This is a genomic window from Pseudomonas sp. IT-P4 (assembly GCF_949767755.1).
GTDB lineage: Bacteria > Pseudomonadota > Gammaproteobacteria > Pseudomonadales > Pseudomonadaceae > Aquipseudomonas > Aquipseudomonas monachiensis.
On sequence record NZ_CATKPX010000011.1, the window covers coordinates 128,855 to 147,945 of the forward strand.

The window sequence follows — 19,091 nt, forward strand, 5'->3', positions numbered from 1 at the left end:
CCTTTTTGTTCGTTTGAGACGCCGGGCGTGCGCTGTGTTTATGATGGATTCGCAGGCCCGGGAATGGCCTCATTGGAACGGGCGACAGGTAGCCGCAACAATGGATAAAAAGTCATACTAGCCATGTCCTCACGTCATACCTTGGATCCCAATGAAACGACTGCCTCCCCTGCCGGCGCTGCACACTTTTCTGATTACCGCGCAGTGCTGCAATTTCACCCGGGCCGCCGAACAGCTGCATATCACCCAGGGCGCGGTGAGTCGGCAGATCGCCGGGCTGGAAGATCATCTGGGTTATGAGCTGTTCATCCGCCTGGCCCGAGGCCTTGCCCTGACAGCCGAGGGACGGGAATGGCTGCCACGGGTGCAGCAGATTTTCGGCCTGATCGACGAGGCCGTTGAACAGATCGGCGAGAAGCGCGAAACCCTGCAGCTCAAGGCACCGACCTGCGTCATGCGCTGGTTGCTGCCGCGTCTGTTGCAATGGCAAAGGGAACGCCCGGACGTGCCGGTGGAACTGACCACCACGGTCAAGCATGGGGTGGATTTTCATCGCGAGCAATTCGATGCAGCGGTGATGTACGGCGCACCGCCGGACGATTCATTGATGTCGCAAAAACTCTTCGACGAACAACTCACGCCGGTGTGTTCCAGACCGATGCTCGAAGGCCCCATGCCCCTGCAGAGCCCGGCCGATCTGCAACAGCACCTGCTGCTGCACCCGACCCGAGACGAGCGGGACTGGAAGGCCTGGTTGAAAGCGGCGAATGTGCATTTGACCAATGTCGGCAAGGGCCAGCATTTCGAAACACTGGACCTGGCGATGTCGATGGCGTCCCAGGGAACGGGGGTGGCGATTGGCGACTGGTCGCTGATCGGCGATGACCTGAACGCCGGGCGGCTGGTCATGCCATTCGACTTGAAGGTGACGACAGGACTGGCGTATTACCTGGTATTCCCCGAAAAACCCGGGCCTTCGCCGAAGTTGCGTGAATTGATGGGCTGGTTGGTGGAGCAGGCGCAGTCGCGTTGAACCACGGTATCTGTAGGAGCTGCCGCAGGCTGCGATCTTTTGATCTTGAAAGTCAAAGTCAAAGTCAAAAGATCGCAGCCTGCGGCAGCTCCTACATGGATTGCGGTGTTAGTACCCGACTGTAAACCGCTGCCGCGAATGCTTCGGCGCTTCCACTTCGTCGAGCATTGCAATCGCGTAGTCGGCAAAGGTAATCCAGCTGCGCCCTTCGCTGCTCACCAGCAAGTCATCCTGACCCAGGCGGAATGTACCCGTGCGCTCGCCCTCGACAAATTCGGCCGATGGCGACAGGAAGGTCCAGTCCAGATCCCGTTCTTCACGCAAGCTGGCGAGGAATTCGGCACCCGCGCCGGCCTCTGCCTTGTAGGCCTCTGGGAAACCTTCGCTATCGATCACTCGAGTGCCATCGGGCAATAGCAGTGAACCCGCCCCGCCCACCACCAGCAGACGTTTAACCCCGGCTTTTTTCACCGGACCAACGACTGCGCCGGCAGGTAGCGTGGCGAAATGCGCCGCGCTGATAACCACGTCATGGCCCGCAATCGCAGCTTGCAACGCAGCGGCATCAAGGGCATCGACGGCCTTGCCGGCCACACCGTCACGCGGGTCGATTTTCGATGTATCGCGGGCAATGGCGGTAACGCTGTGACCGCGGCGCAGGGCTTCTTCCAGCAGTTGGCTACCGGCACGACCGGTGGCACCGATGATTGCGATTTTGCTCATGACGTTCTCCAGTGGGTTGAGCTTCTAGGATTTCAGTTGAGGCGGGTTACCACTTCATCTCGCCCTTGGCGACCTTGGCGCTCAGCTCCAGGGAGCTTTCATCTTCCAGGGTCGGGAAGCGCTTTTTCATCGCCGCGATCAGCGCGGCGGAATCCTTGGCCTTGGCGGTTTCCTCGTCGAAGGCCTTGATGTATGCGGCGGTGAACTGCACGGCGGCCAGGGAGCGATCGCTCTCGCCAAGGTAATGACCCGGCACCACGGTCTGCGGTTTCAGGGTTTCAATGGAGTGCAGCGTAGCCAACCAATCGGCATGGGACTGTGGCGTTTGCGTGTCCGCCATCCACACGTGGATGTTTTGCGCCACCACGACACCACCGACCACGGCCTTGAGCGACGGAATCCACACAAAGCTGCGATCCGGCTGCGGGCCCTCAAGACCAAGCACCTGCAACTTCTGCCCTTCAAGGATCAGGCTGTCACCCTTGAGCACGTCCGGCACGATGGTTTTGGCCGGCACGTCCGCACCCATTTTCGGGCCCCAGAACGCCAGTTTGCCGTCGACGGTTCGCTTGATGTGGTCGACGGTCGGCTGCGAGGCGAGGACCTTCGCCTTGGGGAACGCAGCCGTCAGGGTATCGAGGCCGAAGTAGTAATCCGGGTCACCGTGGCTGATGTAGATGGTGGTCAGCTGCTTGCCGCTGGCGCGGATTTTTTCCACCACCTGCTCGGCCTGGGATTTGCCGAATTGCGCATCCACCAGGATCGCTTCTTTCTCGCCACTGACCAGCACCGAGGTCACCGGGAAGATCGCTTTATCACCGGGGTTGTAGACATCCAGCGTCAAGGTCGAGGCGGCTGCATGGGCGGCGAAACCGAGGGCGAGGCCTGCCAGCAAAATGCGCTTTAAAGTGGTGAAACCGATCATCTGTTGCTCCGTTGTCCGAATGCCTTGCTTGGCGATGGAACAGAGCTTAGTTGCCTGACTCAGTACAAAAAATGCGATGCTTGGACATAGTTTGTTTCTGAAAGCGGGCAAATCATGGATCGTCTTCAAGCAATGCGCGTGTTCGTCACGGTGGTTGACCTCGGCAGCCAGTCGGCCGCCGCCGATCATCTGGAGCTGTCACGGCCGGTGGTGTCGCGGTATCTGGCGGAACTGGAAGACTGGGTCGGCGCGCGCCTGATGCATCGCACCACACGCAAGTTGAGCCTGACCGCTGCCGGCACCGAGATCCTGCCCCGCTGTCGGCAGATGCTCGATTTGTCCTCCGACATGCAAGCCGCCGTCAGCGAACCGGATGACGCACCGCGCGGCCTGCTGCGGATCAGCGTCAGCACCTCCTTCGGCCAGGCACAACTGGCCGATGCCATGGCTGCGTATGTCCGACGCTACCCCGGCGTCAGCATCGACATGCAGATGCTCGACCGCACCGTGAACCTGGTGGATGAGCGCATCGATCTGGCGATCCGCACCAGCAACGACCTGGACCCGAACCTGATCGCCCGCCGCCTGACGGTTTGCCGCTCGGTGATCTGCGCGTCCCCCGCTTACCTGCGTGAGCACCCGGTGCCGCAACGGGTCGAGGACCTGAGCCTGCACAACTGCCTGACCCACTCCTACTTCGGCAAAAGCCTGTGGCATTTCGAGCAGGACGGCGAGCAGGTTTCTGTACCGGTGCAGGGCAACATCAGCGCCAACGAGGCCAGCACGCTGCTGCGCGCAACGATCGCCGGCGCCGGGGTGGCGATGCTGCCCACCTACCAGGCCGGCGTGCACATCCACAGCGGCGAATTGATTCGCCTGCTGCCGGCGGCGGAACCCCGGCAAATGAACGTGTATGCGGTGTATGCCTCGCGCAAGCACATGCCGACGGCGTTGCGCAGCTTGCTGGATTTTCTGGTGCTTAGATTTCCGGAAGAACCGGAGTGGGATATCGGCCTGTGACCGGATCGAAAATGTGGGAGCGGGCTTGCTCGCGAAGTGGTCGGTACATCCGACGTAGATTTTGCGCGTGAAATACCGCTTTCGCGAGCAAGCCCGCTCCCACAAGGGGGGCATCAATGTTCTGAATACCGCGTCAAATGCCAAACCCGGTTTGCTGGTAACTCACCGGCGCTGACCTATGCTCAAAGTAATACCGAAAGGTATTCGTTCAGAGGTCAACGCCATGAACATCAAAACAAGAAGATACCTCGCGATTTTCATCACCTGCGCGGTCACGCTCGGGCTGTATGGCGCTGCGGCCTGGCGCGTCGAGCAACTGCGCAACCTGCCCCGTGAAGCGGCGAGTTGCAACTTCGAACGCTGCATCCCCCACAACGCCACCCTCAACGCCCTCCGATAACGAAGGGGTCAGGCTTCGTTGTCCTGATCGGCCTTCAGGCGGTCGCGGAACGCCTTGGGCGAAATCCCCACACGACGCCGGAACAGGCGCGTGAAGTTGGTCGGATCGGAAAACCCCAACACGTCGGACATTTCATAAATGGTCATGCTGGTGTAGGTCAACAAACGCTTGGCCTCCAGCAATTGACGTTCGTGCATGATCTGCAACGCCGGTTGCCCCGCCAGCTCACGACAGGTGCCGTTGAGGTGGGATACGGAAATCCCCAGTCGATGGGCCAGGTCCTCGACCTTGACGTGCTGGCGATAGGTCTCTTCCACCAGCTGAATAAAGCCGTTGAGGTATTCCCGGGCCCGCTGCGGTCGCGCCATGGCGGTGCGGCGCTGGATCACCTGGCGGCTGACCCACACCACGATCACACTGACCAGCGAATGCATGAGCATTTCCCGCGCCGGTTGATGGCTGGTGTATTCGTTCTGCAAGGCGCTGAACAGGCTGTTGAGGTACTCGGCGTCCTTGCCTGCCGGGTAGCTTTCGGACTGGGCCAGGGCATTGACCGATTGCCCCAACTGTATCTGCAGGTGGGCGATCAGCGGCGCGGCCAGGGTCACGACAAACCCTTCCACATCCTCGGAAAAGCGAAAGCCGTGCACTGACAGCGGTGGCAGGATCTGGATTGCCGGTTCCACCAGTTGCGTTCGCTTGCCTTCGATTTCAAGCTCTGCCTGACCTTTGAACACGAAGAGCAACTGGCACAAATCAGCGTGGCGGTGAGGTTTGATTTCCCAATGATGTTCGCGACTGCGTTTGGAAATGGTTTCACAGTGCAGCAAGTCCGGGGTCGGCCAATCCAGGCTTTCACCGTAGAGCTTGAACACCGGAATCGAAGGCAGGTCAGGCTTGTTCATCACTTCAATCCAGGCCTCGGAGTAGATGGCGGGCGATAATCGCACCGATTGGCAGAATGTACAGCTATCGGCTCAGTTTTCACCTTCAATTGACAGACCCGCAAGGGAAAAATGCAAGCACTCGATCCATAAAAATCATTCACCGGCCCTGGTCGCGTGAAGCTTGCGAGTCATAAAAACAATGAAAACGCTGAAAACCCAAGTCGCCATCATCGGCGCCGGCCCTTCTGGCCTGTTGCTCGGCCAATTGCTGCACAACGCCGGCATCGACACCCTCGTTCTAGAACGCCAGACCCCGGACTACGTGCTCGGCCGAATCCGCGCCGGCGTGCTTGAACAAGGCATGGTAGAGCTGTTGCGTCAGGCCGGCGTGAGTCAGCGCATGGACGCCGAGGGACTGGTCCATGGCGGCTTCGAACTGGCCCTCGGCGGACGCCAGGTCCACATCGATCTGCACGCCCTGACGGGGGGCAAGAGCGTGATGATCTATGGCCAGACCGAAGTCACCCGCGACCTGATGGCCGCTCGTCGGGAGGCTGGCGCGCAGACGATTTATCAAGCCGACAACGTCGTTCCCCACGGCATGAAAACCGACGAAGCGTTTGTCACTTTTGAGAAGGACGGCGAACGGTATCGCCTCGATTGCGACTACATCGCCGGTTGCGACGGCTTCCATGGAGTGGCACGGCAATCGATTCCCGCCGACAGCCTGAAAGTCTTCGAACGGATCTATCCGTTCGGCTGGCTCGGGATCCTGGCCGACACCCCGCCAGTCCACGAAGAGCTGGTCTACGCCCGCCATGAGCGCGGTTTCGCGCTGTGCAGCATGCGCTCGCCGACACGCACCCGTTATTACCTGCAAGTGCCCACCAGCGATCATGTCGACAACTGGTCGGATCAACGCTTCTGGGACGAACTCAAGTCGCGACTGCCACAACTGTTGGCGGACAAACTGGTAACGGGCCCGTCCATCGAAAAAAGCATCGCGCCACTGCGCAGCTTCGTCGTCGAACCGATGCAATACGGGCGCATGTTCCTGGTCGGAGACGCCGCGCACATCGTCCCGCCCACTGGCGCCAAGGGCCTGAACCTGGCGGCCAGTGACGTCAGTACGCTGTTCAACATCCTGGTCAAGGTATACCGCGAAGATCGCCTCGATCTGCTGGAGAAGTACTCGGAAATCTGCCTGCGCCGGGTGTGGAAGGCCGAACGGTTTTCCTGGTGGATGACCTCGATGCTGCACCGTTTCGACGATCACGATGCCTTTAGCCAGCGCATTGCCGAGTCGGAGCTGGAGTATTTTGTCGGCTCTGAAGCGGGTCGAAAAACCATTGCAGAAAACTACGTCGGGCTTCCTTACGAGGCTATCGAATAGCTTCCTACCGACTTACACTGGCGAGCATCCCCGCTCGCCTAGCTACTTGCGGGTCAATCACTGCCCGCAGGTTTTCCCGTGACTAATCTCCACCAGCCTGAAACGCCCAAACCCGCTATCCGCAGCGTGCTGATCGCCCTGATGCTGGCGATCTTCCTCGGCGCGCTGGACCAGACCATCGTCGCCGTTTCGATGCCGGCCATTTCCGCGCAATTCAAGGACGTCAGCCTGCTGGCCTGGGTGATTTCCGGCTACATGGTGGCCATGACCGTGGCGGTGCCGATCTACGGCAAACTGGGCGACCTGTACGGGCGGCGCAAACTGATGCTGTTCGGCATGGGCCTGTTCACCCTGGCATCGGTGTTCTGCGGCATGGCCCAGAGCATGGAGCAACTGGTGCTGGCCCGGATCCTCCAGGGCATCGGGGCCGGCGGAATGATCTCGGTGAGCCAGGCGATCATCGGTGACATCGTGCCACCACGGGAGCGCGGTCGTTACCAGGGCTATTTCAGCAGCATGTATGCCGTGGCCAGCGTGGCCGGCCCGGTGCTTGGCGGCTATATGACCGAATACCTGTCCTGGCGCTGGGTGTTCCTGATCAACCTGCCGCTGGGCCTGGGTGCCTGGCTGGTGGCCCATCGCACGCTGGTGGGCCTGCCGATTCCGCAACGCAAACCGATCATCGATTACCTGGGCACTGTGCTGATGATCATCGGGCTGACCGCATTGTTGCTGGGCATCACCCAGGTCGGCCAGGGCCACTCGTGGCGCAGTGCCGAAGTATTGGCGCTGCTGGCCTGTGCGGTGCTGGTGCTGGGGCTGTTCGTCGTCCACGAGCGACGGGCACGGGAGCCGTTGCTGCCCATGCATCTGTTCGCCAACCGCAACGCGATCCTGTGCTGGTGCACGATTTTCTTCACCAGCTTCCAGGCCATCTCACTGATCGTATTGATGCCGCTGCGCTTCCAGAGCGTCACCGGCGCCGGTGCCGACAGCGCCGCCCTGCACCTGCTGCCCCTGGCCATGGGCTTGCCGATCGGCGCGTATTTCGCCGGCCGCCGCACCTCGGTGACCGGGCGCTACAAACCGATGATCCTTGCCGGCGCGGCGCTGATGCCTGTCTCGATTATCGGCATGGCGTTCAGCCCGCCCCAGGCATTCGTCGTGAGCAGCCTGTTCATGCTGCTCTGCGGGATTGCCTCCGGCATGCAGTTCCCGACGTCATTGGTCGGCACGCAGAACTCGGTGGACCAACGGGACATCGGCGTCGCCACCAGCACCACCAATCTGTTCCGTTCGCTGGGTGGTGCCGTGGGTGTGGCATTGATGTCGGCGCTGCTGTTGGCGTTGTTGCAGGACTCGAGTTTCGCGCACCTGGCCGGCTCGTCGCTGATTGCCGAAGGTCATTCGGGGAATGTGTTGCTGGACGGTTTGAATGCCGCGCCAGGTGATGCGCAGAACGCCTTGCGTGCCGAGTTGTTGCTGACGTTCCGGCACTTGTTGACGGTCAGTGCGGCCGTTTCACTGCTGGGGCTGGCGGCGGCGATTGCCATGCCGAACATGTTGTTGCGCGGGCGAGAGGATAAGGTTCGGTAGGCAGACCGAGTCGCTTGTATTCGCGAGCAAGCCCGCTCCCACATTAGACCGAGCTCTTCATAAGTACGCAGTCAACTGTGGGAGCGGGCTTGCTCGCGAAGACGGTTTAACAGTCACTACCATTCAAGGGCTGTAATACCCGACAGCCACCAGAAAATGCCCAACCTTTTTCAGGTAGGCATGTTTGTTCTCGACCTTGCCGGTCACCGGGTTTTTCCAGCGGTATTCGTATTCGCCATCATCCTGCTGGGCCATCAACGCCAGAATCGGCTCGCCCACCGGTTTGCCTTCCGGGTCTGCGATCTTGCTGAAGTCGGTATTGATCAGCCGCAGGTTGGTGCCGTGGGCCACGTAACGCTGGGTGTCCAGGTCGACAACAAATACGTACAGGTCATCCTGCAGGTAGCCGCCCTTGAGGGAGTTGATCGCCGTCAGGGTGCCCTTTTCGTCCCTGGTCAGATCGGTTGCCGCTTTGTTCAGCAAGGCCATGGCCTGTTCGGCGGAGGCCCTGGGCAGGTAATAACCGACCGCCAGAATCCGCTGGCCAATGCGCTGGTAGTAGACATGCTTGCGCTCGACCTTGCCATCATTCCAGTTCTGCCAGCGATATTCCGCCTGCTGAATGCCATTGCCTTCCGGCACTTTCAGGGCGTCCTTGAAGGTTTTCTGCAAGTCCGGCCCGAGCACTTCCGACACGTCCCGGCCAATCAGCGCCGACGACGGCCCGCCACTGGCAAGCATCACACCCTTGGTGTCGAGCACGAAGACATAACGGTCCTTGTCGACAAACTCACCCTGGCGGCTGAACGCCGCAAGGGCCTTGTCGCCATTCTGGTGGTAGTAGGCCAGGGCTTTTTCCAGCAGGGCTATGGCCGCCTTGCTGTCGTCCTTTTCCGTCCCGGCGGCTTGCGCCTGGCCCAGGCACAACAAAAACATGCCGCACAGCAAGGTGAACCTATGCAGAAACCCCATTGCGCATCCCTCGTTCCTGGTGGTGTTTCAAGAGCGTAGACGGCAATGGGGGATGCATGGATATCAGGAACCTCCTGAAGCAGTCGATTACTGCCGGGCGCGCAGTTGCTGCTGAAGGTTCTGGATCTGCGCCTGAAGGGTATTGATGTTGCGGGTGACCTGGCTGCGGAAGGCATCGAACTCGGCCGTGTTGGTCGAACCCTGCGCGACCGCCGGACGGTTGTCCTGCACGCTCTTGACCACGATCATGTCTTGTTCAAGACGCTCGATAGCGGCGCTCGGATTGCCTTGTTTCTTCAGTGCGGCAATATCGGCGCCCAGGCTTTTGAGCTGTGCATCGAATTTTTCCGAATCCGACGGGGCACTTTTCAGGGCGGCCAGTTCAGTGCTCAAGGCTTTGACCTGGGCCTGTAACTGCGTATTGGCCGTCTGATGTTCGGTGTCCTGGGCAGTCAATTGCGCCAGGCGTTTGTCCAGTTCGGTGGTTTGCGCGGTCATTTGTGCCAGTCGCTTGTCCAGGTCCGAGGCCTGGCCGGCAACACCTTGCTGCTGGGCGCTCTGGTCCTGGAGCTTGCTTTCCAACTGGCGGATTTGCAGCTTCAAAGCCTCGCTGTCAGTGTTGACGCTGGTCTGGCTGGCGACAACCTTTCCGGAAATATCCTGCAGGCGCCCCGCCGCTTCCTCACTGATTCGCGCGAAGCTTTCCTGGGTCGCCACCAGTTGCTGCTCCATCAGGGAGATCTGCTGAAAGCTCCACCAGGCCAGGCCCGCGAACGCAAAGAACAACGCCCCGACCAACGCCCACAAGGCACCGGTACTCGCCGCCTTGACCTTCACCACTGGCGCCGTGCGCGAGTGCACGACCGTGCGGGCGGTCGGCGCAAAGTCGTCATCGAGAACGTCTGCACGCAGGCTCGGTACATCATCGAAGTCGTCGTTGGCATCGTTTCGCATAGACATTGAATCAACCTTAGTGAATCACATAATGGCTTTATGCCGCACAGTATAAACCCCACAGCCGCAACCATTGACCCCCAAGCCCGAATCCGGTTCAGTCAGGGGTCATGGTTCGAGGGTCAGCGAACAGCCTGGGCCTTCCACCAGCCACAGAATTCATCGAGCGCCGTCCAGAGGCTGACCTTGGGATCGTAATCCAGATAATGCCGGGCGCGGCTGATGTCCAGGGTGAAATTTTTGTTCATGACCTGCATGCCCAGACGCGACAGCGTCGGTTCGGGACGCCCCGGCCACAACTTGCACACACCCTCGTTGAGCGCCGCCACGCTGTAGGCCAGGCCGTAGGAACGGTAACGGGTAACCTGTGGGACTTCCATGTTGCGCATGACGTAATTGACCACGTCCCACAGGGGGATCGGCGTGCCGTTGCTGATGTTGTAGGCCTTGCCCAGCGCAGAACCACTGGCCAGCAAACTGCTGAGCAACGCCTCGTTGAGGTTTTGCACGCTGGTGAAGTCAACTTTGTTCAGACCGTTGCCGATGATTGCCAGGCGTCCCTTGCGCTGCATGTTCAACAGGCGCGGGAAGATGCTCATGTCGCCGGCCCCCGTGACGAAACGCGGGCGCATGGCCAGGGTTTCGAGACCGAACTCCTGGGCACCGAAGACTTTTTGCTCGGCCAGGTACTTGGTGGCGGCGTAAGGGTGTTTGAAGCGCTTGGGCACCTGTTCTTCGGTCAGGCCCAGGTGATCGCGACCATCGAAGTAGATCGACGGCGACGACAAATGCACCAGCCGCCGAACTCGCTGCTTCAGGCAAGCTTCGACCACGTTCTCGGTTACCTGGACGTTGCCCTGATGGAAGTCCTGATAACGGCCCCACAATCCAACAGCGCCGGCGCAATGCACCACGGCCTCGACGTCCGAACACAGCTCGCGCGCCAGTTCCGGGTCGCTCAAGTCACCCGGGATGAACTCCGCTCCCCGGCGTACCAGATGCTCCACGCTCTCGGCCCGGCGACCGTTGACCCGCACGTCCAGGCCCTGCTCCAGGGCAAAACGCGCAAAGCGCCCGCCGATGAAGCCGCTTGCGCCGGTAACCAGAATCTTCATGAATTGCTCCGAATATTTCGTTTTGCGTATTACGTGAGGTCTTGACGCTGCGCGTCAGTCCAACGGCACCAGCCATTGCTTCGATGCGCTGACCAATTGATCGGTGAGCAGCCCCAGCAACTGGCCGCCATTACGCCAATGATGCCAGTACAGCGGCACATCGATCGGCTTATCTGGCAGCAGCTCCTGCAATACCCCCCTTTCAAGTTGCTCGCGCACCTGCAGTTCCGGAACCAGCCCCCAGCCCAGCCCGGCTTCCGTCAGACGAATGAAACCTTCGGAGGACGGGCACAAATGGTGTTCGAATCCACCCTCGACACCGAGGGACGCAAGGTAGCGATGCTGCAGGAAATCGTCCGGGCCAAATACCAGCGCCGGGGTTCGGGCCAACTGATCGGCGCGTACCCCCTGCGGAAAATGCCGGGCAATGAAGGCGGGGCTGGCCAGCGCACGGTAACGCATGGCCCCCAGCAACACGCTGCGCGCACCTGCCACCGGACGCTCACTGGCGCAGACGCAGGCTGCCACTTCACCGGCACGCATGCGCTTGAGGCCGACGGTCTGGTCTTCGACCACCAGATCCATCAACAGATGTTGCTCGGCGCAAAACTCGCCCACCGCCTGCGCCCACCATGTGGCCAGGCTGTCGGCGTTCAGGGCGATCCGCAGGCGTTCCGGCAGGCCCTCTTCATCCAGCGCCGGCACCAGGCTTTGCAGATCCCGTTCAAGCAAACGCACCTGCTGCACATGGTTGAGCAACCGCCGGCCGATTTCCGTCGGCGTTGGCGGTGTGGCCCGCACCAGCACCGGTTGGCCAACCCGCGCCTCCAGCAGCTTGATGCGCTGGGAAATCGCCGATTGCGACAAGCCCAGCACCTGGGCCGCCCGCTCAAAACCGGCCTGTTCGACCACAGCGGCCAAGGCAGAAAGCAATTTATAGTCGAACATCAGTTTTCCTAATGAGCGATCAGCAAGATTGGTTTTTCTTATACAGCTTTCACAAGGACAATGACCAGCAAGAACTCTTGAGCAAGGATCACCCATATGGCTGGCGAAACATCATTGGCAACGCTGCTGCGCAGCATGAGCCCGCAACTCAACGCCGGCGAATACGTGTTCTGCACCCTGCGAGACGGCAAGTTGCCCAGGGATCTGGAGATTGTCGGCAGCTTCCGTGAACAGGAAGGCCTGACCGTGATTCTCGAACGTTCCCACGCCGTAAAAGCCGGATTCAGCTTCGACTACATCGCAGCCTGGATCACCTTGAACGTACATTCGGCCCTCGAAGCGGTCGGCCTGACCGCCGCGTTCGCCACGGCACTGGGCAAGGCCGGAATCAGTTGCAACGTGATTGCCGGCTACTACCACGACCATTTGTTTGTCGGCCATGCCGACGCCGACCGCGCCCTGCAAGTGCTGCGGGATCTGGCAGCCAACGCGGAGTAAAAAATCATGTGGCAAAGTTATGTGAACGGGCTGCTCGTGGCCTTCGGCCTGATCATGGCGATCGGCACCCAGAATGCGTTTGTCCTGGCGCAAAGCCTGCGACGTGAACATCACCTGCCGGTGGCGGCGCTCTGCGTGGCCTGCGACGCCCTGTTGGTGGCCGCCGGGGTATTCGGCCTGGCGACCGTACTGGCGCAGAACCCGACGCTGTTGGCCATCGCCCGCTGGGGCGGTGCAGCATTCCTGTTGTGGTATGGCAGCCAGGCGCTGCGCCGGGCCTTCTCGAAGCAGAGCCTTGAGCAGGGCGAAGGCCAGACCGTACGCTCGCTGCGGGCGGTGATGCTCAGCGCGCTGGCGGTGACCTTGCTCAACCCGCACGTCTATCTGGATACCGTTTTGCTGATCGGCTCCCTGGGCGCCCAACAAACCGAGCCCGGCGCTTATGTCGTAGGCGCGGCCAGTGCCTCGCTATTGTGGTTTTTCACCCTGGCCCTCGGCGCGGCATGGCTGGCACCGTGGCTCGCCCGGCCCAGCACCTGGCGAATTCTCGATCTGTTGGTGGCGGTGATGATGTTTGCCGTAGCGCTGCAACTGATCGCGGCCATCTGATCGGCGGAACCTCTATTCCACACAGTTGTTGCGTGGTTATGCCGCCCCCCCGGTGCTATGATCCGACTCCCTGCGCCGCAAAGAGTACAAACTCCCCGGCGCTTGTCTGGCCGCCCGTGATCGGCCTTGCGCTCACCGCAACTGACCTGACTAGGAGAATCATCATGGCTTTCGAATTGCCGCCACTGCCGTACGCACACGATGCCCTGCAGCCGCACATCTCCAAGGAAACCCTGGAGTTCCACCACGACAAGCACCACAACACCTACGTCGTGAACCTGAACAACCTGGTGCCAGGCACCGAGTTCGAAGGCAAGACCCTGGAAGAAATCGTCAAGACTTCCTCGGGCGGTATCTTCAACAACGCCGCTCAGGTCTGGAACCACACTTTCTACTGGAACTGCCTGGCGCCAAACGCTGGCGGTCAACCAACCGGCGCTCTGGCTGAAGCCATCAACGCGGCCTTCGGTTCGTTCGACAAGTTCAAGGAAGAGTTCAGCAAGACTTCCATCGGCACCTTCGGTTCCGGTTGGGGCTGGCTGGTGAAGAAGGCTGACGGTTCCCTGGCCCTGGCCAGCACCATCGGCGCCGGCAACCCGCTGACCAACGGCGACACCCCGCTGCTGACCTGCGACGTCTGGGAACACGCTTACTACATCGACTACCGCAACCTGCGTCCGAAGTACGTCGAAGCGTTCTGGAACCTGGTCAACTGGAAGTTCGTGGCCGAGCAGTTCGAAGGCAAAACCTTCACCGCTTAAGCTCGACGCCAGTCAAAAAACCCGGCTTTTTAGCCGGGTTTTTTATTGCCCGGGATTTTCAGCGTTCGGCAGGGCCCCTTCGCGAGCAGGCTCGCGATGAACGATGACGCGGTCAACCTGACTGAATACCTATCCCTGCGAATCGACGTTATCCAACGCACGATTCACCGCCAGTTCCGCCAGCATGATGATCTGCGCAATGGCCAACGCCGTGTTGCGCTGAGGGCCGGTCAGGAAGGTGGCGAAATCACTCGCCATGACGTTGGCCGAAGCCAATGACTCACAAGCGTGGGCCAGCAGGGATTTGGTATCCATGTCCGGGACGATCATGAACATGGTGTTGGGGGTGTAGGGTTTGGCTGTATTTAAGGGCGGATCGGGGATTAACTTATCCACTGAAATATTCCTATGCGGTGGGTGCCACCCATTGCCGTTCTCACACGGCAAAGAGGTGGCAGCTATGTGCGAGGTGAGAAAACCGGTCATAGGCACCCGGCCAGACAAAAGTCTGCCCGCACACAGCCGCCATAACGCATTTACAGACAGCGGATAAGCTGGCGGCAATTATGCGGATACTGGCACTGGATGACTATGACTTGCCGGGTTCTCACACCCGATCGCTGAGTTTTCAGCGACAGTCAGAGGCTATTGAGTCCGCTTCCGACGGGCAACCTGAAAACTGCGTGGGAAACTTCTGGCGCTTTCCTACACCGCACTAACTCGCAAAAACGTAACGCGGAGCCAGCTCCCACAGGGATTGGGGACATCTGCAAAAACCAGGTCGGCCATCAGGCCGCCTTCGCGGGCAAGTCGGATCGCCGCACCGCCGCTCCCACAGAAGAGCAAAAGCAGAGCAGCCCACACCGCGCCGCTTTTTCACCACTCATCAGGCCGAGCGTTAGCTCGCCTGCAGCTCTTGATCTTGATCCACCCGCCCCCTCGGCAGGCTGAGTGGAGGTGTTCATCCGGGGATGGGCGCGCAGCGCCGTTCGACGCAGTCGAACACATCGCATGTAGGTGCCAGCGAAGCCAACCGGAGGGCGATGCCCCCGGATGAATGCCGCAGCGAAGGAACCCCGAGCCTAAGCGAGGGGCCGTACGTAAGGGGCGAGACCTTTGGTTCCTTTGGGCTGGGCCGGCACTCCGGCGTTTGCCAAAGAAACTCGCCGTAAGGGCGAAACCATAAGCCGCCGTTACCGAAGAAATGGATATGTACTCCGTTAAAACTCCAAAACAACCTACAGAATCCAAGGCGTTTTCCGACGATGAAACAAGCCGTCCAGCCCTTGCTCCCCCGCCGCGGACGACTAACATCAAATAGAAGGAAAAAATCTCCACCCCGCCCCTCAAGTTGAAGGACTCGACAACCGACACAGTGCTAATAGGCTAACTCGCCAGTACAACTGCAAATCGGCCAAGCTGCAGGCAAAATCCCCCAAGGATGATTGTCCCTTTGACTGCCATCACGGGATTGCCAATACTCATGGCAACTTGATGCTACCCGCACGGAACAAGGAATAACCCTTTGAAGCTGGAACTCAAGAACAGCTTGTCGGTGAAGTTGCTCCGGGTCGTGCTCCTGTCGGCATTGATCGTCGGCGTGGTCTTGAGCTGCGCGCAAATTGTGTTCGATGCCTATAAAACACGCCAGGCCGTCGCCAGCGATGCCGAACGGATCCTCGACATGTTTCGCGATCCCTCGACCCAGGCCGTCTACAGCCTGGACCGGGAAATGGGCATGCAGGTGATCGAAGGCCTGTTTCAGGACGAAGCCGTGCGCAAGGCCTCCATCGGTCATCCCAACGAAGCCATGCTCGCGCAAAAAACCCGCGAATTGCAGCACTCCAACAGTCGCTGGCTCACCGACCTGATTCTTGGCAAGGAACGCACCTTCACCACCCAACTGGTCGGCCGCGGGCCCTACAGCGAGTATTACGGCGACCTGAGCATCACCCTCGATACCGCCAACTACGGCCAAGGGTTCATTGTCAGCTCGGTGATCATATTCATCTCCGGCGTCCTGCGCGCACTCGCCATGGGGTTGGTGTTGTACCTGGTCTACCACTGGCTGCTGACCAAGCCGCTGTCGCGGATCATCGAGCACCTCACGGAAATCAATCCGGATCGTCCCAGCGAACACAAGATTCCGCAGCTCAAGGGGCACGAGAACAACGAACTGGGCATCTGGATCAACACCGCCAACCAGTTGCTCGAGTCCATCGAACGCAATACCCATCTGCGCCACGAAGCGGAAAACAGCCTGGTGCGCATGTCCCAGTACGATTTCCTGACGGGGCTGCCGAACCGTCAGCAATTGCAGCAGCAACTGGACAAGATCCTCGTCGACGCCGGCAAATTGCAACGCCGGGTCGCCGTGTTGTGTGTCGGCCTCGATGACTTCAAGGGCATCAACGAGCAATTCAGCTACCAGACAGGCGACCAATTGCTGCTGGCCCTGGCCGATCGCCTGCGCGGTCATAGTGGTCGCCTGGGCGCCCTCGCCCGCCTCGGTGGCGACCAGTTCGCCCTGGTCCAGGCCGACATCGAGCAGCCCTACGAAGCCGCCGAGCTGGCGCAAAGCATTCTCGATGACCTGGAAGCGGCGTTTGCCCTCGACCATCAGGAAATCCGCCTGCGCGCCACTATCGGCATCACCCTGTTCCCCGAGGACGGTGACAGCACCGAGAAACTGCTGCAAAAGGCCGAGCAGACCATGACGCTGGCCAAGACCCGTTCGCGCAACCGCTATCAGTTCTATATCGCCAGCGTCGACACCGAAATGCGTCGTCGCCGCGAGCTGGAAAAAGACCTGCGCGATGCGTTGATCCGCAATCAGTTCTACCTCGTCTACCAGCCGCAGATCAGCTACCGCGACAACCGCGTGGTGGGCGTCGAAGCACTGATTCGCTGGCAACATCCCGAGCACGGTCTGGTGCCGCCGGATCTGTTCATCCCACTGGCCGAACAGAACGGCACCATCATTGCCATCGGCGAATGGGTGCTGGACCAGGCCTGCAAACAACTGCGCGAGTGGCATGACCAGGGCTTCTCCGACCTGCGCATGGCGGTAAACCTGTCTACGGTTCAATTGCACCACGCCGAACTGCCACGGGTGGTCAACAACCTGCTGCAGATGTACCGCCTGCCACCGCGCAGCCTGGAACTGGAAGTCACCGAAACCGGCCTGATGGAAGACATCAGCACCGCGGCCCAGCACTTGCTCAGCCTGCGCCGCTCCGGCGCGCTGATCGCCATCGACGACTTCGGAACCGGCTATTCGTCCTTGAGCTATCTCAAGAGCCTGCCTCTGGACAAGATCAAGATCGACAAGAGCTTCGTCCAGGACCTGCTCGATGACGACGACGATGCGACCATCGTTCGCGCCATCATCCAGTTGGGCAAGAGCCTGGGCATGCAGGTGATTGCCGAAGGCGTGGAAACCGCCGAGCAAGAGGCCTATATCATTTCCGAAGGCTGCCACGAAGGTCAGGGCTATCACTACAGCAAGCCTTTGCCGGCACGGGAACTGGGCGTTTACCTCAAGCAGGCCCAACGCAGTAATGCGGCCATCCTCTGAATCGTCAAAAACCGCACGGCGACCCTCGCTCGCTCGGGCGATCCTTTGATTTGCAGCAAACCACCCGCTGAATAAGAAATATTTACAGGTACAACCCTTTACAGATAATGCGAAAGATTTGCATTATGTCGCAGTTTTGCGTGTGCATAGCACGACTCCACCCCTATCGAAGCAGGATGTTCGCCATGATTCGTATGCCTCTGGCTACCGCCAGTCTGTTGGCCGTCGCTATTTCCCTCGCCGGTTGCGGCGAAGGTAAAGACCAAGAAAAAGCTGCCGCGCCAGCTGCCAGCACTGCGGCTGCCCCGGCTGCTCCAGCCGCTGCGCCTGCTGCTGCCGGTAAAGTCGACGAAGCTGCCGCCAAGGCCGTTGTCGCCCATTACGCCGACATCGTTTTCGCCGTTTACAGCGATGCCGAATCCACCGCGAAGACCCTGCAAACCGCCGTAGACGCTTTCCTCGCCAAGCCGAACGCCGACACCCTGAAAGCCGCCAAGGCTGCCTGGGTTGCCGCTCGCGTGCCTTACCTGCAGAGCGAAGTGTTCCGCTTCGGCAACACCATCGTTGACGACTGGGAAGGTCAACTGAACGCCTGGCCGCTGGACGAAGGCCTGATCGACTACGTCGACAAATCCTACGAACACGCTCTGGGCAACCCGGGTGCCACTGCCAACATCATCGCCAACACTGAAGTGCAGATCGGCGAAGACAAGGTCGATGTCAAAGACATCACCCCGGCAAAACTCGCCAGCCTGAACGAGCTGGGCGGTTCCGAGGCCAACGTCGCCACCGGCTACCACGCCATCGAATTCCTGCTCTGGGGCCAGGACCTGAACGGCACCGGCCCTGGCGCCGGCAACCGTCCGGCTTCGGACTACCTGGAAGGCAAAGGCGCTACCGGCGGTCACAACGATCGTCGTCGTGCCTACCTGAAGTCCGTGACTCAGTTGCTGGTCAGCGACCTGGAAGAAATGGTCGGTAACTGGAAGCCGAACGTGGCCGACAACTACCGCGCCACCCTGGAAGCGGAACCGGCTGAAACCGGCCTGCGTAAAATGCTGTTCGGCATGGGCAGCCTGTCCCTGGGCGAACTGGCGGGCGAGCGCATGAAGGTTTCCCTGGAAGCCAACTCCCCGGAAGACGAACAGGATTGCTTCAGCGACAACACCCACAACTCGCACTTCTACGATGCCAAGGGCATTCGTAACGTGTACCTGGGTGAATACACTCGCGTCGACGGCACCAAAATGACCGGCGCCAGCCTGTCGTCCCTGGTGGCCAAGGCCGATCCGGCTGCCGACACCTCGCTCAAAGACGACCTGGCCGCCACCGAAGCCAAGCTTCAGGTCATGGTCGACCACGCCAACAAGGGTGAGCACTACGACCAGTTGATCGCTGCCGGCAACACCGCGGGCAACCAGATCGTCCGTGACGCCATTGCGTCCCTGGTCAAGCAGACCGGTTCGATCGAAGCCGCCGCTGGCAAATTGGGCATCAACGACCTGAACCCGGACAACGCTGATCACGAATTCTGATCAATGCTGGCTGAGTGAATAAGGCGACCTTCGGGTCGCCTTTTTCATACCTGCCCTACACCGTCCATTGTGGGTAAGCCAAATTACCTGTCCCACATCAAGCAAACGATAATTCCTCTTATTCAAATTCCCATCCCCTGTTAGA

General features: G+C 60.1%; 18 protein-coding genes. 10 read left to right on the plus strand and 8 right to left on the minus strand.

The window, feature by feature from the left end; all coding sequences use genetic code 11:
• The first annotated feature begins 151 nt into the window (after nucleotides 1–151).
• A complete protein-coding gene (locus tag ACM6IT_RS00650; RefSeq protein WP_056726103.1) occupies nucleotides 152–1,033 on the plus strand; it encodes a LysR substrate-binding domain-containing protein in 882 nt (293 codons plus the stop codon).
• Nucleotides 1,034–1,141: 108 nt separating this feature from the next.
• Here the strand turns inward: ACM6IT_RS00650 and ACM6IT_RS00655 are convergent, their stop codons facing one another.
• Both ACM6IT_RS00655 and ACM6IT_RS00660 read right to left on the minus strand, forming a co-directional pair.
• The gene (locus ACM6IT_RS00655; protein ID WP_414914627.1) at nucleotides 1,142–1,756 is read right to left on the minus strand and encodes an NAD(P)-dependent oxidoreductase; all 615 of its coding nucleotides are present in this window, start codon (nucleotides 1,754–1,756) and stop codon (nucleotides 1,142–1,144) included.
• 46 nt (nucleotides 1,757–1,802) lie between these two features.
• A complete protein-coding gene (locus ACM6IT_RS00660; RefSeq protein WP_414917262.1) occupies nucleotides 1,803–2,681 on the minus strand; it encodes an MBL fold metallo-hydrolase in 879 nt (292 codons plus the stop codon).
• Nucleotides 2,682–2,795: 114 nt separating this feature from the next.
• Between ACM6IT_RS00660 and ACM6IT_RS00665 the strand changes: the two genes are divergently transcribed.
• Together ACM6IT_RS00665 and ACM6IT_RS00670 are read left to right on the plus strand one after the other, a co-directional pair.
• A complete protein-coding gene (locus tag ACM6IT_RS00665) occupies nucleotides 2,796–3,701 on the plus strand; it encodes a LysR family transcriptional regulator (RefSeq protein ID WP_201783890.1) in 906 nt (301 codons plus the stop codon).
• A 223-nt stretch (nucleotides 3,702–3,924) separates the two neighbouring features.
• Entirely contained in the window at nucleotides 3,925–4,101 is a 177-nt protein-coding gene (locus ACM6IT_RS00670) for a hypothetical protein (protein WP_020799474.1), read from the plus strand.
• An 8-nt stretch (nucleotides 4,102–4,109) separates the two neighbouring features.
• Here the strand turns inward: ACM6IT_RS00670 and ACM6IT_RS00675 are convergent, their stop codons facing one another.
• Nucleotides 4,110–5,006 carry a helix-turn-helix domain-containing protein gene (locus ACM6IT_RS00675; protein ID WP_056726108.1) on the minus strand — a complete coding sequence of 299 codons (897 nt, stop codon included), beginning with the start codon at nucleotides 5,004–5,006 and terminating at the stop codon, nucleotides 4,110–4,112.
• 181 nt (nucleotides 5,007–5,187) lie between these two features.
• Here ACM6IT_RS00675 and pobA point away from each other — a divergent pair, with 181 nt between their 5' ends.
• Complete coding sequence (pobA, locus tag ACM6IT_RS00680) at nucleotides 5,188–6,381, plus strand: 4-hydroxybenzoate 3-monooxygenase (RefSeq protein ID WP_414917263.1); 1,194 nt, start codon at nucleotides 5,188–5,190, stop codon at nucleotides 6,379–6,381.
• 78 nt (nucleotides 6,382–6,459) lie between these two features.
• The gene (locus ACM6IT_RS00685; protein ID WP_414914624.1) at nucleotides 6,460–7,977 is read left to right on the plus strand and encodes an MDR family MFS transporter; all 1,518 of its coding nucleotides are present in this window, start codon (nucleotides 6,460–6,462) and stop codon (nucleotides 7,975–7,977) included.
• 123 nt (nucleotides 7,978–8,100) lie between these two features.
• Here the strand turns inward: ACM6IT_RS00685 and ACM6IT_RS00690 are convergent, their stop codons facing one another.
• From ACM6IT_RS00690 to ACM6IT_RS00705, 4 genes are all read right to left on the minus strand, one after another.
• Nucleotides 8,101–8,949, minus strand: a complete 849-nt coding sequence (locus ACM6IT_RS00690; RefSeq protein WP_414914623.1) for a cache domain-containing protein — start codon at nucleotides 8,947–8,949, stop codon at nucleotides 8,101–8,103.
• Nucleotides 8,950–9,036: 87 nt separating this feature from the next.
• Nucleotides 9,037–9,909, minus strand: a complete 873-nt coding sequence (locus tag ACM6IT_RS00695) for a hypothetical protein (RefSeq protein WP_056726112.1) — start codon at nucleotides 9,907–9,909, stop codon at nucleotides 9,037–9,039.
• Between the two features lie 116 nt (nucleotides 9,910–10,025).
• The gene (locus ACM6IT_RS00700; RefSeq protein ID WP_414917264.1) at nucleotides 10,026–11,018 is read right to left on the minus strand and encodes an NAD-dependent epimerase/dehydratase family protein; all 993 of its coding nucleotides are present in this window, start codon (nucleotides 11,016–11,018) and stop codon (nucleotides 10,026–10,028) included.
• Between the two features lie 54 nt (nucleotides 11,019–11,072).
• Entirely contained in the window at nucleotides 11,073–11,966 is an 894-nt protein-coding gene (locus ACM6IT_RS00705) for a LysR family transcriptional regulator ArgP (RefSeq protein WP_056726114.1), read from the minus strand.
• Between the two features lie 96 nt (nucleotides 11,967–12,062).
• Between ACM6IT_RS00705 and ACM6IT_RS00710 the strand changes: the two genes are divergently transcribed.
• From ACM6IT_RS00710 to ACM6IT_RS00720, 3 genes are all read left to right on the plus strand, one after another.
• On the plus strand, nucleotides 12,063–12,464 hold the full coding sequence (locus ACM6IT_RS00710) for an ACT domain-containing protein (protein WP_056726115.1): 402 nt from the start codon (nucleotides 12,063–12,065) through the stop codon (nucleotides 12,462–12,464).
• Between the two features lie 6 nt (nucleotides 12,465–12,470).
• On the plus strand, nucleotides 12,471–13,073 hold the full coding sequence (locus ACM6IT_RS00715) for a LysE/ArgO family amino acid transporter (RefSeq protein ID WP_056726116.1): 603 nt from the start codon (nucleotides 12,471–12,473) through the stop codon (nucleotides 13,071–13,073).
• A gap of 164 nt (nucleotides 13,074–13,237) precedes the next feature.
• On the plus strand, nucleotides 13,238–13,834 hold the full coding sequence (locus tag ACM6IT_RS00720) for a superoxide dismutase (protein WP_008022038.1): 597 nt from the start codon (nucleotides 13,238–13,240) through the stop codon (nucleotides 13,832–13,834).
• 129 nt (nucleotides 13,835–13,963) lie between these two features.
• Here the strand turns inward: ACM6IT_RS00720 and ACM6IT_RS00725 are convergent, their stop codons facing one another.
• On the minus strand, nucleotides 13,964–14,230 hold the full coding sequence (locus tag ACM6IT_RS00725) for a DUF6124 family protein (protein WP_414917265.1): 267 nt from the start codon (nucleotides 14,228–14,230) through the stop codon (nucleotides 13,964–13,966).
• Between the two features lie 1,129 nt (nucleotides 14,231–15,359).
• Between ACM6IT_RS00725 and ACM6IT_RS00730 the strand changes: the two genes are divergently transcribed.
• Together ACM6IT_RS00730 and ACM6IT_RS00735 are read left to right on the plus strand one after the other, a co-directional pair.
• Nucleotides 15,360–17,411, plus strand: coding sequence for a putative bifunctional diguanylate cyclase/phosphodiesterase (locus tag ACM6IT_RS00730; RefSeq protein WP_056726118.1), 2,052 nt, complete (start codon nucleotides 15,360–15,362; stop codon nucleotides 17,409–17,411).
• Between the two features lie 185 nt (nucleotides 17,412–17,596).
• Nucleotides 17,597–18,946: an imelysin family protein gene (locus ACM6IT_RS00735; protein ID WP_414917266.1), complete on the plus strand. Its 1,350-nt coding sequence runs from the start codon at nucleotides 17,597–17,599 to the stop codon at nucleotides 18,944–18,946.
• Nucleotides 18,947–19,091: the final 145 nt, after the last annotated feature.